Source organism: Halomicrobium sp. HArcel3 (genome assembly GCF_058933135.1).
The window spans coordinates 169,726-185,637 of sequence record NZ_JBZYDN010000003.1 but is presented as its reverse complement, the minus strand read 5'-3'; the positions used below and the strand labels follow the sequence as shown (position 1 = coordinate 185,637).

At 66.3% G+C, this 15,912-nt stretch carries 13 protein-coding genes; 6 read left to right on the top strand and 7 right to left on the bottom strand.

Annotated elements, in window-relative coordinates; genetic code table 11:
* Window positions 1–128: 128 nt before the first annotated feature.
* The 5 genes from AC5FRV_RS10475 to AC5FRV_RS10455 all read left to right on the top strand — a co-directional run bounded on the left by AC5FRV_RS10475 (window position 129) and on the right by AC5FRV_RS10455 (window position 5,107).
* Complete coding sequence (locus tag AC5FRV_RS10475) at window positions 129–1,013, top strand: aldo/keto reductase (RefSeq protein ID WP_493561041.1); 885 nt, start codon at window positions 129–131, stop codon at window positions 1,011–1,013.
* Window positions 1,014–1,107: 94 nt separating this feature from the next.
* On the top strand, window positions 1,108–1,827 hold the full coding sequence (locus tag AC5FRV_RS10470; RefSeq protein ID WP_493561040.1) for a class I SAM-dependent methyltransferase: 720 nt from the start codon (window positions 1,108–1,110) through the stop codon (window positions 1,825–1,827).
* Window positions 1,828–1,905: 78 nt separating this feature from the next.
* Window positions 1,906–2,793 carry an NAD-dependent epimerase/dehydratase family protein gene (locus tag AC5FRV_RS10465; RefSeq protein WP_493561039.1) on the top strand — a complete coding sequence of 296 codons (888 nt, stop codon included), beginning with the start codon at window positions 1,906–1,908 and terminating at the stop codon, window positions 2,791–2,793.
* Between the two features lie 103 nt (window positions 2,794–2,896).
* On the top strand, window positions 2,897–3,913 hold the full coding sequence (locus tag AC5FRV_RS10460; protein ID WP_493561038.1) for an aldo/keto reductase: 1,017 nt from the start codon (window positions 2,897–2,899) through the stop codon (window positions 3,911–3,913).
* Window positions 3,914–4,015: 102 nt separating this feature from the next.
* On the top strand, window positions 4,016–5,107 hold the full coding sequence (locus AC5FRV_RS10455) for a M24 family metallopeptidase (protein WP_493561037.1): 1,092 nt from the start codon (window positions 4,016–4,018) through the stop codon (window positions 5,105–5,107).
* A gap of 48 nt (window positions 5,108–5,155) precedes the next feature.
* On the opposite strand, the gene AC5FRV_RS10450 is transcribed toward AC5FRV_RS10455, so the two are convergent.
* The 7 genes from AC5FRV_RS10450 to AC5FRV_RS10420 form a co-directional block, all read right to left on the bottom strand.
* On the bottom strand, window positions 5,156–7,843 hold the full coding sequence (locus AC5FRV_RS10450) for a sugar-binding domain-containing protein (RefSeq protein WP_493561036.1): 2,688 nt from the start codon (window positions 7,841–7,843) through the stop codon (window positions 5,156–5,158).
* Window positions 7,844–7,929: 86 nt separating this feature from the next.
* Window positions 7,930–8,706, bottom strand: a complete 777-nt coding sequence (locus AC5FRV_RS10445; RefSeq protein ID WP_493561035.1) for an SDR family NAD(P)-dependent oxidoreductase — start codon at window positions 8,704–8,706, stop codon at window positions 7,930–7,932.
* Window positions 8,707–8,880: 174 nt separating this feature from the next.
* A complete protein-coding gene (locus tag AC5FRV_RS10440) occupies window positions 8,881–10,374 on the bottom strand; it encodes an alpha-N-arabinofuranosidase (protein WP_493561034.1) in 1,494 nt (497 codons plus the stop codon).
* Between the two features lie 126 nt (window positions 10,375–10,500).
* Window positions 10,501–11,091 carry a YesL family protein gene (locus tag AC5FRV_RS10435; protein WP_493561033.1) on the bottom strand — a complete coding sequence of 197 codons (591 nt, stop codon included), beginning with the start codon at window positions 11,089–11,091 and terminating at the stop codon, window positions 10,501–10,503.
* A 106-nt stretch (window positions 11,092–11,197) separates the two neighbouring features.
* Window positions 11,198–12,064 carry a carbohydrate ABC transporter permease gene (locus AC5FRV_RS10430; protein ID WP_493561032.1) on the bottom strand — a complete coding sequence of 289 codons (867 nt, stop codon included), beginning with the start codon at window positions 12,062–12,064 and terminating at the stop codon, window positions 11,198–11,200.
* Complete coding sequence (locus AC5FRV_RS10425; protein WP_493561031.1) at window positions 12,057–12,980, bottom strand: carbohydrate ABC transporter permease; 924 nt, start codon at window positions 12,978–12,980, stop codon at window positions 12,057–12,059. Before AC5FRV_RS10425 ends, AC5FRV_RS10430 begins: the two co-directional genes overlap by 8 nt.
* Window positions 12,981–13,001: 21 nt before the next feature.
* Window positions 13,002–14,399 carry an extracellular solute-binding protein gene (locus tag AC5FRV_RS10420; protein WP_493561030.1) on the bottom strand — a complete coding sequence of 466 codons (1,398 nt, stop codon included), beginning with the start codon at window positions 14,397–14,399 and terminating at the stop codon, window positions 13,002–13,004.
* A gap of 254 nt (window positions 14,400–14,653) precedes the next feature.
* Here AC5FRV_RS10420 and AC5FRV_RS10415 point away from each other — a divergent pair, with 254 nt between their 5' ends.
* Window positions 14,654–15,790 (top strand): ABC transporter ATP-binding protein, encoded by a 1,137-nt coding sequence (locus AC5FRV_RS10415; RefSeq protein ID WP_493561029.1) that lies wholly within the window; start codon window positions 14,654–14,656, stop codon window positions 15,788–15,790.
* Window positions 15,791–15,912 lie beyond the last annotated feature (122 nt).

The following is a 15,912-nucleotide window of genomic DNA, read 5'->3' as shown; positions in this document are numbered from 1 at the left end:
TTCTCACGGATATTATAAAAAGGTTTGGGAGAGAGTCACAGTCAGTCGGCCGACTACACCTCGCCAGCGGCCGGCCACCGACTGCGCCGTCCACCAACTGTTATGTGCGGCCGCACCAACTATCCCGTATGGAAACGCGTCCACTGGGCGAGACCGGCCACGACAGCACCGTCATGACGTTTGGGACCATCGCGCTGAACTGGCTCGAACAGGAGGGAGCCAACCAGATGGTCGAACTCGTCCTCGACCACGGCGTCAACCACTTCGACGTCGCGCCGACGTACGGCGACGCGGAACTGAAGCTGGGGCCGAAGCTCCGCCAGTACCGCGACGACATCTTCCTCGGCTGCAAGACCCAGGAGCGAGGGTACGAGGGGACCAAACGGAAGATGGAGGCGTCGCTGGACCGGCTCGGCGTCGACACCATCGACCTCTACCAGGTCCACGGGCTGGAGTACGAGGAGGAACTCGACCGCATCACCGCCGACGACGGCGCTCTCGAAGCCATGCGAGAGGCGAAAGCCGACGGCGTCATCGACCACATCGGCCTCACCAGCCACGGGAACCCGCAGCTCATCCTCGACGCCATCGACCGCATCGACGACCTGGAGACGCTGATGTTCCCGCTCAACCCCGTCGTCGCCGGCAGGGACGACGAGGACCACGACTACCAGGCAGTGCTCGATCGGGCCAACAAGGAGGGTATCGGCACGCTCGTCATCAAGGCCTTCGCCAAGGGGTCGTGGCCCTCGACGGACGACCTGCCCGAGCGCGACCGCCCGTACGCCAACTGGTACGAGCCGGTCGACACGCCCGAGGAGACCCGCGAACGCTTCGACTTCGCTGCCTCGCAGGACGTGACGACCGTCGTCAACCCGGGCGACCCGAAGCTCGTCGCGATGACCCTCGACGCGGCCAGCCGGTACGAGGCGATGGACGAGGCCGCTCAGCGCTCACTCGTCGAGGGCGCTCGCCACGACGACAGCCCCGTCCCAGAACAGCTCCACCACTGATAGTGGTGGTTGTAACTTTTTACCGGCGTTCGACGTGGCCGGTGCCGTCGAACGCCGGTACGGGCTTACAACCACCACTATGAACGGGACCGAGATGGACGTCCCTCGGACGGTGACGGCGGCGCTCGCTGACCGGCCCGTCGACGGGGCGACCTGTCTCGAAGCCGGCGCCGGCGTCGGGAAGACGACCGCCGGTCTGCTCGCCAACGGCGCCGACCGCGTGTACGCGATGACGAACGACGCCGAGCACGCCCGAACGGTCCGGGAGCGGGTCGGACGGGACCACGCGGACCGGGTCGCGGTCCTCGACGCCGACCTGGTCGCGACGCCGCTCGATACCAATTCGGTCGAGATCGTCACCGCCCACGGCCTGTGTAACGTCCTCCCGCCGGCCACCCTGGACGACGTCCTCGAAGAGCTGACCCGGATCGCCGCCCCGGGCTGTCACCTCGTCGTCGACGACTACGAGCCCCTGCCCGAGGACGCCGCGATGCGGGACCTCTTCGCCGTCGAGAACGCCGCGCGGGAACTCGCTGACGGCCGCCCGGCGCTCACCTTCTATCCCGCGGCGACGCTCCGTCGTCTCCTGGCCGGCCACGGCTGGGAATTCGACCGCGAACGGACGCTGCTCGACCCGGTGCCCTGGACCGCGAACCACGTCGCAGCCCACGCGAACGCGGCCCGCGCCAGTGCACGGCCGCTGCCCGACGCACTGGGCGATCCGCTGCTGGCAGAAATCGACCGGCTCGTCGCCGCCATCGGCGAGGAGTCGACGGGGACGATGTACAGCCTCGCGTTCCGGTTGCCGGGGTGAGCGCCGCCCTCCGGAACCGGGCTCGCAGACCGGCGGCCGAAACCAAGGATTATGCCGAACGGGCACCGAGAACCGGTCGTGACCGACACTATCGTCGTTACCGGCGCGCTCGGTGGATCGGGAAGTTGGATCGTGGACGCACTCAGGGAGGACCACGACGTCGTCGCGGTCGACCTGACGCTCCCGGAGACGACCGACGTCGACGGCGTCAGCTTCCAGGCGCTGGACCTGACCGACCAGGGTGCGATCTGGGAGACGGTCCTCGACGCGGACCCGAGCGCCGTCGTCCACTTCGGCAACATCCCGCACGAGGAGAACAACCCCGGCGGAGACGTCTACGAGAACAACGCGGTGAGCACGTTCCACGCGCTCGAGGCCGCGGGACGGGCCGGCGCGGACGTCGTCTGGGCCTCCAGCGAGACGGTGTACGGAACCCACTGGCCCGAGCCGACGCTGCCCGAGTACCTCCCCGTCGACGAGGACCATCCGGTCGAGCCATGGAACGGCTACGAGACGTCGAAGCTGGCCGGCGAGGCGGCCGCCGAGCGCGTCGCCAACCGGTTCGGCGTCTCCGTGGCCTCGATCCGTCCGTCGTGGATCCAGTACCCCGGCCGGTACGCGATAACGCCCTTCCGGGAGGAGTTCGACCTCGAGAGCGCCGACCGGTTCGGCAACCTCTGGTCCTACATCGACGTCCGGGACGTCGTCTCGCTCGTCGAGGCCGCCCTCGACGCCGACGTCGAGGGTCACGAGGTGTTCAACGCCTTCGGCCCGGACAACTTCCTGGGCGTAGACACGGCGACGGCCATCGAGGCCGGCTACGGCGACCTGCCCGAAGAGTGTGACCTCTCCAGTGACGAGTCGGCCTACTCGACCGAGAAGGCCGCGGACCTGCTCGGCTGGGAACCCGAGCACTCCTGGAAGACCGCCGAAGACGAGACGGTCGCGGGCCCGTCGTTCGTCTGAAACGGTGGACCAGCGCGTGGCGCGGGCGCTGTGCCGGCTCACGCCGGCGACCCGCGAGCGACGGACCACATCCGTTAAGCCCCCCACCACCGATTAACAACACATGGAGTACGTCAGACTCGGCACGACCGGACTGGAAGTCTCACCGATCTGTTTCGGCACCTGGCGGTTCGGCATGGAACACGAGGACAGCGGCGTGATGGAGACCGACCGGGAGGAGGCCCACGAGTTGCTCGACGCGGTCGAGGAGCGCGGCGGCAACTTCATCGACACCGCGAACGGCTACGGCGAGGGCCGCAGCGAGGAGTGGATCGGCGAGTGGCTCGAAGCGCGGGACCGCGAGGACTTCGTCGTCGCCTCGAAGTGTTACTGGTCGCAGGTCTCGCGCTTCCAGGAGAACCTCTCGCGGAAGAACGTCCGCGCCGAGGTCGAGGGCTCGCTCGACAGGCTCGGGACGGACTACCTGGACATCCTCTACCTGCACCGCTTCGACGACGGGACGCCTATCGAACGCACGCTCCGGACACTCGACGACCTCGTTTCGGAAGGGAAAGTCCACTACATCGGTATCTCGACGTGTGACGCCTGGAAGCTGACGAAGGGGCTGTGGAAAGCGGACGTCAACAACTACGAGGCGTTCACCGTCACCCAGCCCGAGTACTCGGCGGTGTACCGTGACCCCATCGTCGACGACCTGGACCAGCCGCCCGAACACGTGGAACCGATCGCGGAGTACCTCGACGTCTGCGAGGAACAGGACCTGGCTGTCTGCCCGTACTCGCCGCTCCACGGCGGCTTCCTCACCGGCAAGTACGAGCGCGTCGACGGCGAGATCCAGGCCCCCGACGGTTCGCGCGCCGAGATCGACCAGCAGTTCGAGTCCGACTACGTCGCCGAAGCGGCGTGGAACGTCCTCGAGGCGGTCCGCGCGGTCGCCGACGAGGTCGACGCGTCGCCGGCCCAGGTCTCGCTGCGCTGGCTGATGGACCACGAGCGGTTCACCTGCGTCCCCATCGTCGGCGCCCGCACCGTCGACCAGCTGGACGAGAACTTCGGCGCCGTCGACGTGTCGCTCTCCGAGGACCAGTGGGCGCGCATCGACGACGCCATCGACGTCTGAGCGACCGGGCGGTCACTGCGAGACGCTCTTTTGCGTCCGGTGCTGGACGAACGCGACCGGTTTTATGATGGGGTGGGCAGATGAATAGATCGAGACGAACACATGACCGAACAGGCCAAGCTCGACCGGCTAGACGCGTATCTCGCGACGAACGACCTCGGATCGGTGTGGTTCGCGACCCCGCCGATGTTCGCCTGGCTCACCGGCGGCGACAACCTCGTCGCCCGCGAGGGGGCCGCCGGCGTCGCGGCCGCTGGCTACGACGGCGAGGAGGTGACCGTCGTCACGTCGTCCATCGAGGGCCAGCGACTCCGCGACGAGGAGGTCGACGCCGACGTCCGCCTCGTCGAACATCCCTGGCACGAACGCGGCGTCGAAGAAGCAGTCGCTGACGTTGCGGCGACGCCCGCGGCGGCCGACGTCGCGTGGGACGGCTTCGACCGAGTCGTCCGGTCGGACGTCACCCAGCCGCTGACCGACGACGACGTCGAGCGCTACCGCGACCTCGGCCGAGAGACGGCCGAAGCGGTCGAGGAGGTGACGCAGGGCGTCTCGCCGACCGACACCGAGCGCGAACTGGCGGCCCGACTCCACTACCAGCTCCAGCGCCGCGGCATCGACTCGCCCGTGGTCCTCGTCGGCGGCGCGGACCGCCTCCAGCGATACCGGCACTTCACCCCGACCGACGTCGAGGTGGGGAGCTACGCCGTCCTGACCGTCGTCGGCGTTCGCCACGGGTGCAACGCCGCGGTCACGCGCACCGTCGCCTTCGACGACGCGCCCGACTGGCTCGGCGACCGGCACGCCGACGTTAGCCGCGTCGCGGCGACGGCCGCCGCGGCGACTCGGCAGGTGGGAAGCGAGGGCGGCACCGCCGGCGACGTCTTCGAGGCTATCCAGACTGCCTACGACGAACTCGGCTACGAGGACGAGTGGGAGAACCACCACCAGGGCGGCGCGCTCGGCTACGCCTCGCGAGAGTGGACGGCGACCCCTGGCCACGAGGCACCGGTCAAAAATCCGATGGCCTACGCCTGGAACCCGACCGTCCAGGGCGCCAAAAGTGAGGACACCGTGCTCGCCACCGCGGACGGGGTCGAGGTGCTCTCGACCACCGGCGAGTTCCCGACGCTGACGGCCGAGGCGGTGGGGATAGAAGCCGAGCTGACGCTCCCGGACGTTCTCAGGAAGTAGCGGCGTCGGTGCGAAAGGGAAGCAGCGGAAATTGAACGCTTTCGCGGACTACAGCGTCCGGAGGAGCCGGTCGACCAGCGTCGTCGCCGTCGGGTGGTCGCCGTAGGCGTCGGTCACGCGGAAGGTACAGCAACAGAGCGTCCCGTCGCCGTGCTCGCGGGTGACGAGCGGGCTGCCCCAGTTGGCGATCCAGCCCTCGACGGAGCCTACGTGGACGTCGTCGGCCGCGGCGTCGAGGTCGACGACCAGGTCGTGGGGGAACAGATCCTCGAAGGCCCAGCCGACGCGGGCGTCCGGGCAGAGGTCCGCGACGAGGTCGCTGTCCTGGTAGAGCAGCGAGGCGACCAGGTTCCAGCTCTCCCCGGCCGGCAGGTTCCGGTACTCGAAGCGGTCGTTCGGGACCATCCGGCCGTCGGGTTCCGGGACGACGACGGCGCTGTGTCCGCGCTCGACGAACGCCGAGACGTCGTCGTCCAGGTCGGTGACGACGGCGACGTCGGCGTCGGCCAGGTCGTCGGTGACCGTGACGCCGTTGCCGTCGAGGGAGTCCCCGACCGGGCCGGTCGCGTACACCGTCTTCCCGCCCGCGTACTCCGGGGCCACGACGACGACCGGTTCCGCGTTCGAGACCACGCGGTCCCCCGTGTCCAGCGTCACCTCGACCGAGTGGGGGCCCGTCTCGGTATCGAGCGACGGGGCGACGGTGAGCACCGACTCGTACGTCGTCGTGCCGAAGCCGTCGATGGCGACCGACTGGCCGCCCTCACCGCCCGCGCCCGTCCAGCTGAGGACGCCGTCCAGCGCGTCGGTCGTGTCGTTGACGACGTGGACGTCGACGGCGACTTCCTCGCCCGGCGCGACGACGTGGCGCTCGGGTTCGACGACGACCAGCACCTCGCCGTTGACCGTCGCGAACTCGTCGGCGAAGGACTTGGGGTCGCGCAGGTAGTCGAGGACGCCGTTGAACTCCCACTCGATGTCGGAGAACTCCGTGAGGACGTAGCCAGCGATTCCCTCGTGCGTGCGCATCTCCTCGATGACGCCCTTCAGCGACGCCGACTCGCGGGCCTGCCACACCTCGGCGAGGTCGTCGTAGCCGTCGAAGACGTCGGGCAGGTCGGTGGCCTCGTAGCGGTCGTCGACGCCCTCGGGACGCTTGAGCGGGTCCTCGAGGAAGTCGTGGGCAAACCACGTCGGGTCGCCGCCGTAGTGGTCGCGGAGCTTCGGCAGGTCGGGGAACCCCCAGGTGCCGAACTCCGAGATCAGGATCGGCGCGTCGTCGGCGGGCGTGTTCTCGACGGCGTAGTTGTCCCCCGGGTTCGCGACGATGTCGTCGAGGTCGTCCTCCCAGGCCGCGTGGCGGTCCGGGCTGACGAAGTACTCGTGGTAGTCGTTGAGGTCGGTGGCGACGTGGGCCCACCCGGAGTTGTCGCAGATCGGTCTGGTGGGGTCGAGTTCCTTCGTCTCGTGGAAGAGCTCGGTGAGGTAGGCCTGTTTCTCCTCGTCGTTCCACAGCCGGCCCTCGTGGTCGGAGTAGTCCACCTGGTCGAGACCGATGCCCCATTCCTCGTTGTAGAGGCTCCAGATCACGACGCTGGGGCTGTTGTAATCCCGGTCGATCAGCCCCCGGATCTGGTCCCTGACTTCCTCCTTCGAGCGGTCGGTATAGAGGTCGGGGTTGGCCGGTTCCTCCCAGACGAGAATGCCCAGCCGGTCCGCGGCCTCGACGAAGTCAGGGTGGGCCGGCTTGATGTGCTTGCGCAGCATGTTGAACCCCAATTCCTTCGCCTTCCGGATCTCGTACTCGAAGAGGTCGTCCTCGAACGGGCGATACAGCGTGTCCGGGTAGTAGGCCTGGTCGAGCGCGCCGCGGACGTACAGGGGCTCGCCGTTGAGGTAGAGGCGGTCGCTGTCGACGCTGACGCTGCGCATCCCGAAGTAGTCCTCGTAGCGGTCGACGACGCTTCCGTCGCCCTCGTCGTCGCTCCGAAGTTCGACCGCGACGTCGTACAGATTGGGGTCCTCGGGCGTCCAGTAGGCCGGGTCGTCGAGCGCGATCGTGCACTCGGCCTCGCCGTTCTCGACGGCGACGTCCGCCGTCGCGACCGCGTCACCGTCTCGCAGAATCGTCACCGCCGCCTCGACGCCGTCGCTCGGGCCGTCGACGGCGACGTCGAGAACAACGCTGTCGTCGTCGAGGTCCGGGGTCACCTTCACGTCGGCGACGAACGTCTCGGGCCGGGATTCGAACGTGACCGACTGCCAGATGCCGCTCGAACGGGTGTACCACGGCTCGCCCTGCTTGCCGTGGGGAATCTCGTCGAGGTTCTCAGGGTCGGTCACTTCGACGACGACGGCATTCTCTCCGGCCGAGATGGCGTCGGTGACCTCCACCTCGAAGGGGAGGTAGCCGTCGCGGTTCGTCCCGACCTGTTCGCCCGCGACGTAGACCGTGGCCTCGTAGTCGACCGCGCCGAACCGGAGGAAGACTCGGTCGCCGTCGCGGTGGTCGTCGTACTCCACGGTCGTCCGGTACCAGGCCGTCCCGGTGTACTCGCGGTACGTCTCGTCCTCCTGCCAGGCGTGGGGGACGGTCACCGTCTCCGCGTCCGTCGGCCACTCCGCGTCCGGATCCGGGAGGCCGCGCTCCTCGCCGTCGTCGTCCGGGTCGGTCAGGAACGACCACTCGCCGTCGAGCCGAGTCGTTACTCTCGGCTGCTCGTCGAACTGGGGCATGCTCTCCCGTACCTTCTCGGGCATCCCTCAAAATGCCATCGTTGCCGTTGCGGCGAGCGCTGTAGGACGGACCCGACCGGTCCGCCCTACCGATTGTCGTGTTTCCAGCTGTCGATGGGCACCTGTCCGCCGTCGACGCGGAGTTCGTGGCCGTTGACGTAGTCGCTCGCGGGCGAAGCCAGGAACATCACCGCGTCGGCTATCTCCTCGGGCTGGGCGAACCGGTCCAGTGGGTTCAGGTCGACGATCTGCTCGGTCGTCTTCTCGGAGAATCCCTCGGTCATCCGCGTGTCCACCCAGCCGGGGGCGACGGCGTTGACCCGGACGCCCTCGCGGCCCAGTTCGAGCGCGAGACTCTTGGTGAGTCCGAGGAGGCTGAACTTCCCGACGTCGTACTCCGGCGACATGCCGACGCCGTTCTTCGTGTGGATGGAGGTGATGTTGACGATCTTGCCGTACCCCTGCTCGACCATGCCGTCGACGACCGCCTCGGTGCAGTGGATGGAACCCCACAGGTGCGTGTCGAGATTGAGTTCGAACAGCTCGTCGCTCTCCCGCGAGAGGAACGGGCCCGACTGGCCGACGCCGGCGTTGTTCACCAGGATGTCAATCGTCCCCACCTCGTCGACGGCCTCGGCCACCATCGACTCAACGGCCTCCTTGTCGGAGACGTCGGCAGTCAGCGCGATGGCTGCACCTCCGGCGTCCCTGATCGATTCGGCTGTGGATTCCGCCGGCCCCGCTTCGAGGTCGTTGACGACGACGGTGGCGCCGTTCTCGGCGAGTTCCTCGGCTATCGCGTTTCCGTTGCCGCGTCCGGCGCCCGTCACGAGCGCGACGCGGTCGCTGACGTCGATGTTCATGCGTCGTCTGTAACTCGGTAACGAGGCACTTGAAGGTACGTGCCGTCGGTCCGCGAGTCGCTGGCGTGCTGGCCGCTCCAGTTCACTGGTGGACGACGAACTGGCGCGAAAGAGACGGCGAAGGGTGCGAAAAAACGGCAAACGAACGGAAAATAGCGACGACCGTGGGCCGGCTTACCGGATGGAGATACCGGCGACCGTCGACGGTTCGAGTTCGGCGGTGAGGACGCCGTCCTCGACGGTAGCGTCGAGGTCGTCGGCCGCGAACTCGTCGGCGTTGTCGGCGTCGACGACCATGTCGGGCTCCTGGCCCTCGAAGAGGACCTTCGCGTCGACGTCGCTCCCGGCGTCACCCACGAGGTCGATCTCGACGGTGTGGGTACCGCGGGTGTCCATGTTCGTCGCCGTGACGTAGACGCCGCCGTCGTCGTCGACCGACGCGGACGCACCGACGAGGGGCAGTTCCTCGTCGCCGACGTCGCGCGTGGGCGCGTCGATGGACGTCTGGACCGCCTCGTTGCCCTTGTGGGGGGCGTAGAGGTCGAAGACGCGGTAGGTGGGTCGGGCCCAGGCCTCGTCGCCTTCCGTCTCGACCAGGCACTGCAGGACGTTGACGGTCTGGGCGATGTTGGACATCGTCATCACGTCGGCGTGGTCGTTGAAGATGTCGAGGACGACGGCCGCCGACAGCGCGTCGATGACGGTGCCGGGCTGTTCGAGGCCGCTCTCGGCGACGGCCTCGGTGTGCCAGGCGCCCCACTCGTCGATGATGACGCCGATGTCGCGCGTCGAGGCGAAGGCGTCGATGGTGGAGGCGATGCGCTCGATGTGGTGGTCCATCTCCAGGGCCTCGACGAGGAACTGGTCGTAGTCGTCCTCGTCGGCCTCGGCGACGGACATCGTCCGGCCGTAGTAGTGGTGCAGCGTCAGGTGGTCGAGCGGGTACTCGACGCCCCAGCTGGACTTGCCGACCTCCTCCATGAAGCGGTGGTTCCACTCGTGGTCCTCGAACCCGCAGGCGATGAGTTCGAGCTCTTCGTCGAGCATCAGGTTGTCCATCGATCCGACGTAGGTGGCGAACCGGCGGTACTCGCGAGCGTACTGTTCGGGCGACATGCGGCCGCCACAGCCCCAGTTCTCGTTGCCGATGCCCCAGTAGGGGACGTCGTAGGGTTCGTCGCGACCGTTCTCGCGTCGGCGGTTCGCGAGTTCGGTGTCGCCGTCGTAGCAGGCGTACTCGACCCAGTCGGTCGCCTCCTGCGGGTCGCCCGAGCCGACGTTGGTCGCCAGGTACGGCTTGGTCCCGACGCGTTCGCAGTACTCGAGGAACTCGTCGGTGCCGAACGTGTTGGGCTCTTCGGGGACCTCAGAGCGGTCCTGGGACCAGAAGAGATTGCGCCGCCGGGGCCGGTCCTCGCGGGGCCCGATGCCGTCCTCCCACTGATAGTCGTCGGCGAAACAGCCGCCGGGCCAGCGGAGAACGGGCATGTCCAGGTCCGAGAGCAGCGTCATGACGTCTTCGCGGAAACCGTCACCATCGGCGTCCTGACTGTGCCAGATGCCGTCGTAGATACAGCGCCCGAGGTGCTCGGAGAAGTGGCCGTGCAGTTCGGGTTCGATGCGGTCGATAGCCGCCTCTGTGTGGACGGTGACGTTCGCGTCTGTCATACAGGTACATACTATCCAAGCCGGATTATAAAACAATCGGTCACGGCGGTCCGGCGGCGGGATTTCTGGCCACACGTGATCCGTCACGGGCGATTCGGCGCCGGGTGAGCTGGCGACCGAGACTGCTCAGCTCGCGCCCCGGGCGCCGTCGGCGCCGGCGTAGATCGTCTCGTCCTGCTCGGCGGCCTGCTCGTGTTCGGGCGGGTCGAGGAGGACGTGGACGTGAAACGCCGTCGCGAAGCCGGCGAACACGAGCGGGAAGGCGATGGTCAGCAGGCCGGTCACGAGGAAGGCGACGAGCGTCGCCATCGCGAGCGTGACGGCGCCGACGGCGTTGGCGCTGGTCCAGCGAAACCCGCCCCGGACCGACGCTTCGAGGTCGCCCCCGGTGGCGAGGCCGACGAACGTCGGCACGAGGACGAGCGCCGCGTACGCGCCGGCGTAGGCCGATCCGACCGAGAGGGCGAGCAGGAACGTCGACGGACTCGCGAAGTACTCCAGGACGTACAGGACTGAGACGACGCCGAGGACGAGCGGGACGCCGGAGAGGAGCATCGCCGAGACGCCGTGGCGCTTCAGGACGCTGGCGACGTGCTCGCGGTCGAATTTGTACGTCTCCCGGACCGAGACGACCGCGGCGTAGGCCCCGAGCGTCGCCGGGCCGATCGTGACCAGCGGGAGCGAGCAGACGAACCAGACGACGCTCAGCAGTACCATTCTCGGACCGTACTCGTAGAAAAAACGGGTCGCAGCGATAAACGATCGATAGACCGATTTCGAGTCCGCGTCCCTCATGACGCGAACGGATGGGGCGGGGCGTTAACTAGGTTACCCCTTGCATCTCGACGGCGGACATGAGCTGTTCCTGCAGCAACAGGAACAGGATGAACAGCGGTCCGGACGCGATCAGCGCCGACGCCATCGTCACCGCCGGCTGGTAGGTGAAGTTGTCCTGGAGCACGACGACCCCGATGGGTAGCGTGTAGGCGGCCTCACTCTGGAGCACGATCAGGGGCCAGAGGAACTGGTTCCAGCTCCAGACGAAGATGAACAGCGCCAGCGCCGTCAGGATCGACTTCGAGAGCGGCAGGATGATGTGCGTGTAGATCCGCAGGTTCGAGAAGCCGTCGAGCTGTGCGGCCTCCTGGAGTTCGTGTGGCAGGTCCCTGAAGAACTGGGCCAGGAGGAACACGCCGAGCGGCCCGGCCGCGAACGGCAGGATCACCGCGGCGTAGTTGTTGAGTAGCCCGAGGTCGGCGATGAGGATGTACAGCGGGATGATGTTGACGAAGCCCGGGACCATGAAGCTCGCGATGATGAGCCCGAGGACGTAGCGCTGGCCGGGCCAGTCGAGCCTGGTCAGCGCGAACGCGATCATCGAGTCGACGAGCAACACGAGCAGCGTCGTCACCGACGCGATGATGAGGGTGTTGATCGCCCACTGGACGATCAGCGACCCCGTCAACAGGTTCGTGAACGCGGCGAACGTGATCGGGTCGGGGATCCAGTGCATCCCCTCGGAGACGGCCTCCTGCTGGGTCTGGAGGGACGTCGAGATCATGTACAGGTACGGCAGCACGAACAGCAAGGCTGCGCCGTACATGGCGACGTGGACGCCGACGCTCCGCATAGAGACGTCGCCGACACTGAACGATTCAAACCGGTTTACGGTTGCTGATGAGTCACTCATTGTCGCCTCCGAGGAAGTAGTAGTTCGCGATGGAGACCAGCACGAGGATACCCGTCAGGACGTACCCGATGGCGGCGGCGTAGCCGAAGTTTCGCTGGCTGAACGCCGACTGGTAGAGGTACATGACGAGCGTCTCCGTCGTCTTGCCCGGACCGCCCGAGGTCATCACGTACGGCTGGCCGTACACCTGGGCCGCCCAGATGATGTTGATGATGATGACGAAGAAGATGGCGTGGCGGATCTGGGGAACGGTGACGTCCCTGAACTGCCGCCAGGTGCCCGCGCCGTCGAGCTGGGCCGCCTCGTAGAGGTATTCTGGCACGCTCTGACGGGCAGCCAGCAGGATGACGAAGCTGAACCCGACGAGCCACCAGACGGTCGTCATCGCGATAGCGGGCATCGCAGTGAGTCTCGTCTGGAGCCACTGCGGTGGATTCGCCATGATCATCCCCAGATAGTGGTTGATCATCCCGTACTGGGTCGAGTACAGGTCGATCCAGACCAGCGCCGTCACCGAGACGGTCAGGATGTACGGGCTGAAGAAGATAGCCCGAAGCAGGCCCTTCCCCTTGATGTCGCGGTTGACACCGAGTGCGAGACCCAGTGCGACGACGAGGATCGACGGGACGGTGAGCACCGCAAAGTAGCCGGTGTTCTTCAGGGCGTTCCAGAAGCCATCGTCGCCCATGAGCTGCTGGTAGTTCTCGAGCCCAATGAAGACCGACTGAGTCGGGTCGATGGCGTTCCAGTCGAACAGGCTCATGTACCCACCCATCACGAGGGGGTACAGCAGAAACGTGCCGAAGATGACGAGGTAGGGGAGCGAGAACAGGATTCCCTCGATCAGCTCCTTCCGCGAGCGACTGTCGGAACTGATCACCCCCTTGATCCCGTCGAATCGGTCAGTGACAGACATTGTGTGCGTGTACCGGTATTGTCACTGCAGCTGGGAGTTCCAGGTGTCCACGCCCTGCTGGATGGCGTCCTCGGGCGGGGTGTTCTGGGAGTAGGCGTCGGTCAGCCACGTCCAGTTACTGCCAGAGTACAGGTCAGCGTTCGGGAGCTGCGGCCAGTAGGCGAGCTGGTCGTCCTGGGCCATCTCCATGTAGTCCTGCAGCGTCTTGTCCCAGATGTCGGCCTCCCGGAGCTCGTCGCCGTTGAGTATCGGGTTGTAGGCAGGCAGGTGACCGGCTTCGGAGCCCCACTGTGGGTTCTCCTGGGCGATCCACTCCGCCGCGTCGACGGTGGCCTGGAGGCGCTCTTCGCTGGCGTTGGACTTTTGCGGAACGATGATCGTGTGGCTGTCGGCCGTCGTCGCCAGTTGCTCCGCGTTCGGGACGACGTACGGCTTCTGGAAGCCCCACTCGTACTCCTGTTCGCGCATGACGTTGACGTACCAGGTCCCGTTGACCGTCATCGCGATGTTTCCGTTCCGGAAGCTCTGGGCGACGCGGTCCTCGGAGATGTCCGCCTGGTCCCAGCCGCGTTCACCGGAGATGCTCACGAGGTATTCGAGCGCCGCGGTCCCGGCCTCGTCGCCGAAGGTGGCCTCCGTGAGATCGTCGTTGAAGAGGCTGCCGCCGAGCTGATTGAGCGCCATGAAGTACTGGCGGAAGCCGCCGCCACCACCCCAGTAGGGGTCGGGGCTGAACGGCATGGCGTCGGTGTTCTCGAGAATCGCGTTGCAGGCCTCCTCGAACTCGCCGAAGTTCTCGAACGGTGGCTCGACGCCCGCCTCGTTCAAGATGTCCATGTTGTAGTACAGTCCGACCGGGTGGGAATCGAGCGGAACGGCGTACTGACTGTCCTCGAGGACACACGCGTCGAGGATAGACTGGACGTAGTCGTCCGTCGAGACGTAGTCGTCGATAGTCATCAGCGTGTCCTGAAACCGACGGATGTAGGACGCGTGCGAGATGGCCATGTCCGGCGGCTCGCCACCGGTCATCGAGGTGAACAGCCGGTCGTAGTGCTCGTCCCACGGGGTCCGTTGGCGATTGATCGTGATGTTGTCGCCGAGCGGTTGTTCCTCGTTGAACTGGTCGATCATCGCCTTCATGATCGCGCCGTCGCCGCCACCGAACAGCGTCCAGTACGAGAGTTCGATGTCGCCGCCGCCCCCGCTGCCGCCGGTGCTGCCGCCGTTACCACCGCCGCCGTCGCCGCCGTCGCCACCGTCGCCGCCGCCACCGAGTCCGAAACAGCCGGCGAGACCGGCGATACCGGTCGCACCCGCTGCCTGGAGGAACCGACGACGGCTGCGACTCTCTTTCGTCGTTCGCCGATTCGACTCACTGCTAGAGCCACTGCCACTACCACTGCTATTTGTTGGCATCACTATCGGGGTTGTTCTTAATGATAATAAAGGTTACTGCGGTTGTAACATGGATTGTGGAGGAGATGGTAATATTAACCAGGACAATCGTGCAACGATGTCCCACTCCTCTCGTCCGTGACTGGTGGTGATCGACCAGAACAGCAGGGGGGATACATACCGGCCAAATACGTCCCCTAATTAATACCAGAGATACCGGTCAAGAGTTCCCAAACACGAAAACGTTTTTACCCTGTCTGGGCAATCATTGAGGCATGAGTGAGGTTACCATCGAGAACGTGTCGAAGGTGTACGACGACGGCGGCAACGATATCCTCGCTGTCGACGACATCGACCTCGACATCAAGGACGGCGAGTTCATGACCATCGTCGGTCCTTCGGGGTCGGGGAAGTCGACCCTGTTGCGGATGATCGCTGGGCTAGAGAGTATCTCCGACGGGACGATCAGCATCGGCGACCGCGTGGTCAACGACGTCAGCCCACAGGACCGTGGGACGGCGATGGTGTTCCAGAACTACGCGCTGTACCCGCACATGACCGCGCGGAAGAACATGGCGTACGGACTGAAGCTGACGACGGACCTGGGCAAGGAGGAGATCAACGACCGCGTCGAGGAGGCCGCCGACATGATGGGTATCTCACAGCAGCTCGACAAGAAGCCCGGCAGCCTCTCCGGCGGCCAGCAACAGCGCGTCGCCACCGGGCGCGCCATCGTCCGGGACCCCGAAGTGTTCCTGATGGACGAGCCCCTCTCCAACCTCGACGCGAAGCTTCGCATGCACATGCGGACGGAGATCCAGCGCATCCACGAGGACCTGGGGACGACGATCATCTACGTCACTCACGACCAGGAGGAGGCGATGACCATGTCCGACCGCGTCGCCATCTTCGACATGGGCGAGATCCAGCAGGTCGGGACGCCCGACGAGATATACAACCACCCCGCCAACCTCTTCGTCGCGGACTTCATCGGCAGCCCGTCGATGAACACCTTCGACGTCACGTTCGACGGGTCGCGCCTCGTCGGCCCGGACTTCGAGTACGAACTCTCCGCCGAGACCGTCGACCACGTCACCCAGTACGCCGGCGAGGGCGACGAACTCGTCCTCGGCATCCGCCCAGAGGACATCTACCTCGCCGACGGCAGCGGTCGAAACGACGTCAGCGCGTACCTCGACGTCCTCGAACCCGTCGGCTCCGACAACTACCTCTACTTCCAGGTCGGCGACGACGAGTGCCGCGTCCGCGTCCCCGGCGACGTCAAGCCCGAGGAGAACAAGGAGGTGTTCATCGCCTTCGACGAGGAGAACGTCCACCTCTTCCACCCCGAGGACGGAACGAACATCCTCGCCGAGAGCCAGCGCACCGCCCAGCCGGTCGCCGACGACTGAGGACGACCTTCGACGACAGTTCTCATTCTTCCGCCGCCGGTTCCGATTCCGTGACCCGATCGAAAAAGAGCGAGTAGTCGTGGGTCACTCCGTCCGCGTCCAGACCTGCATCTGGCCGAGCT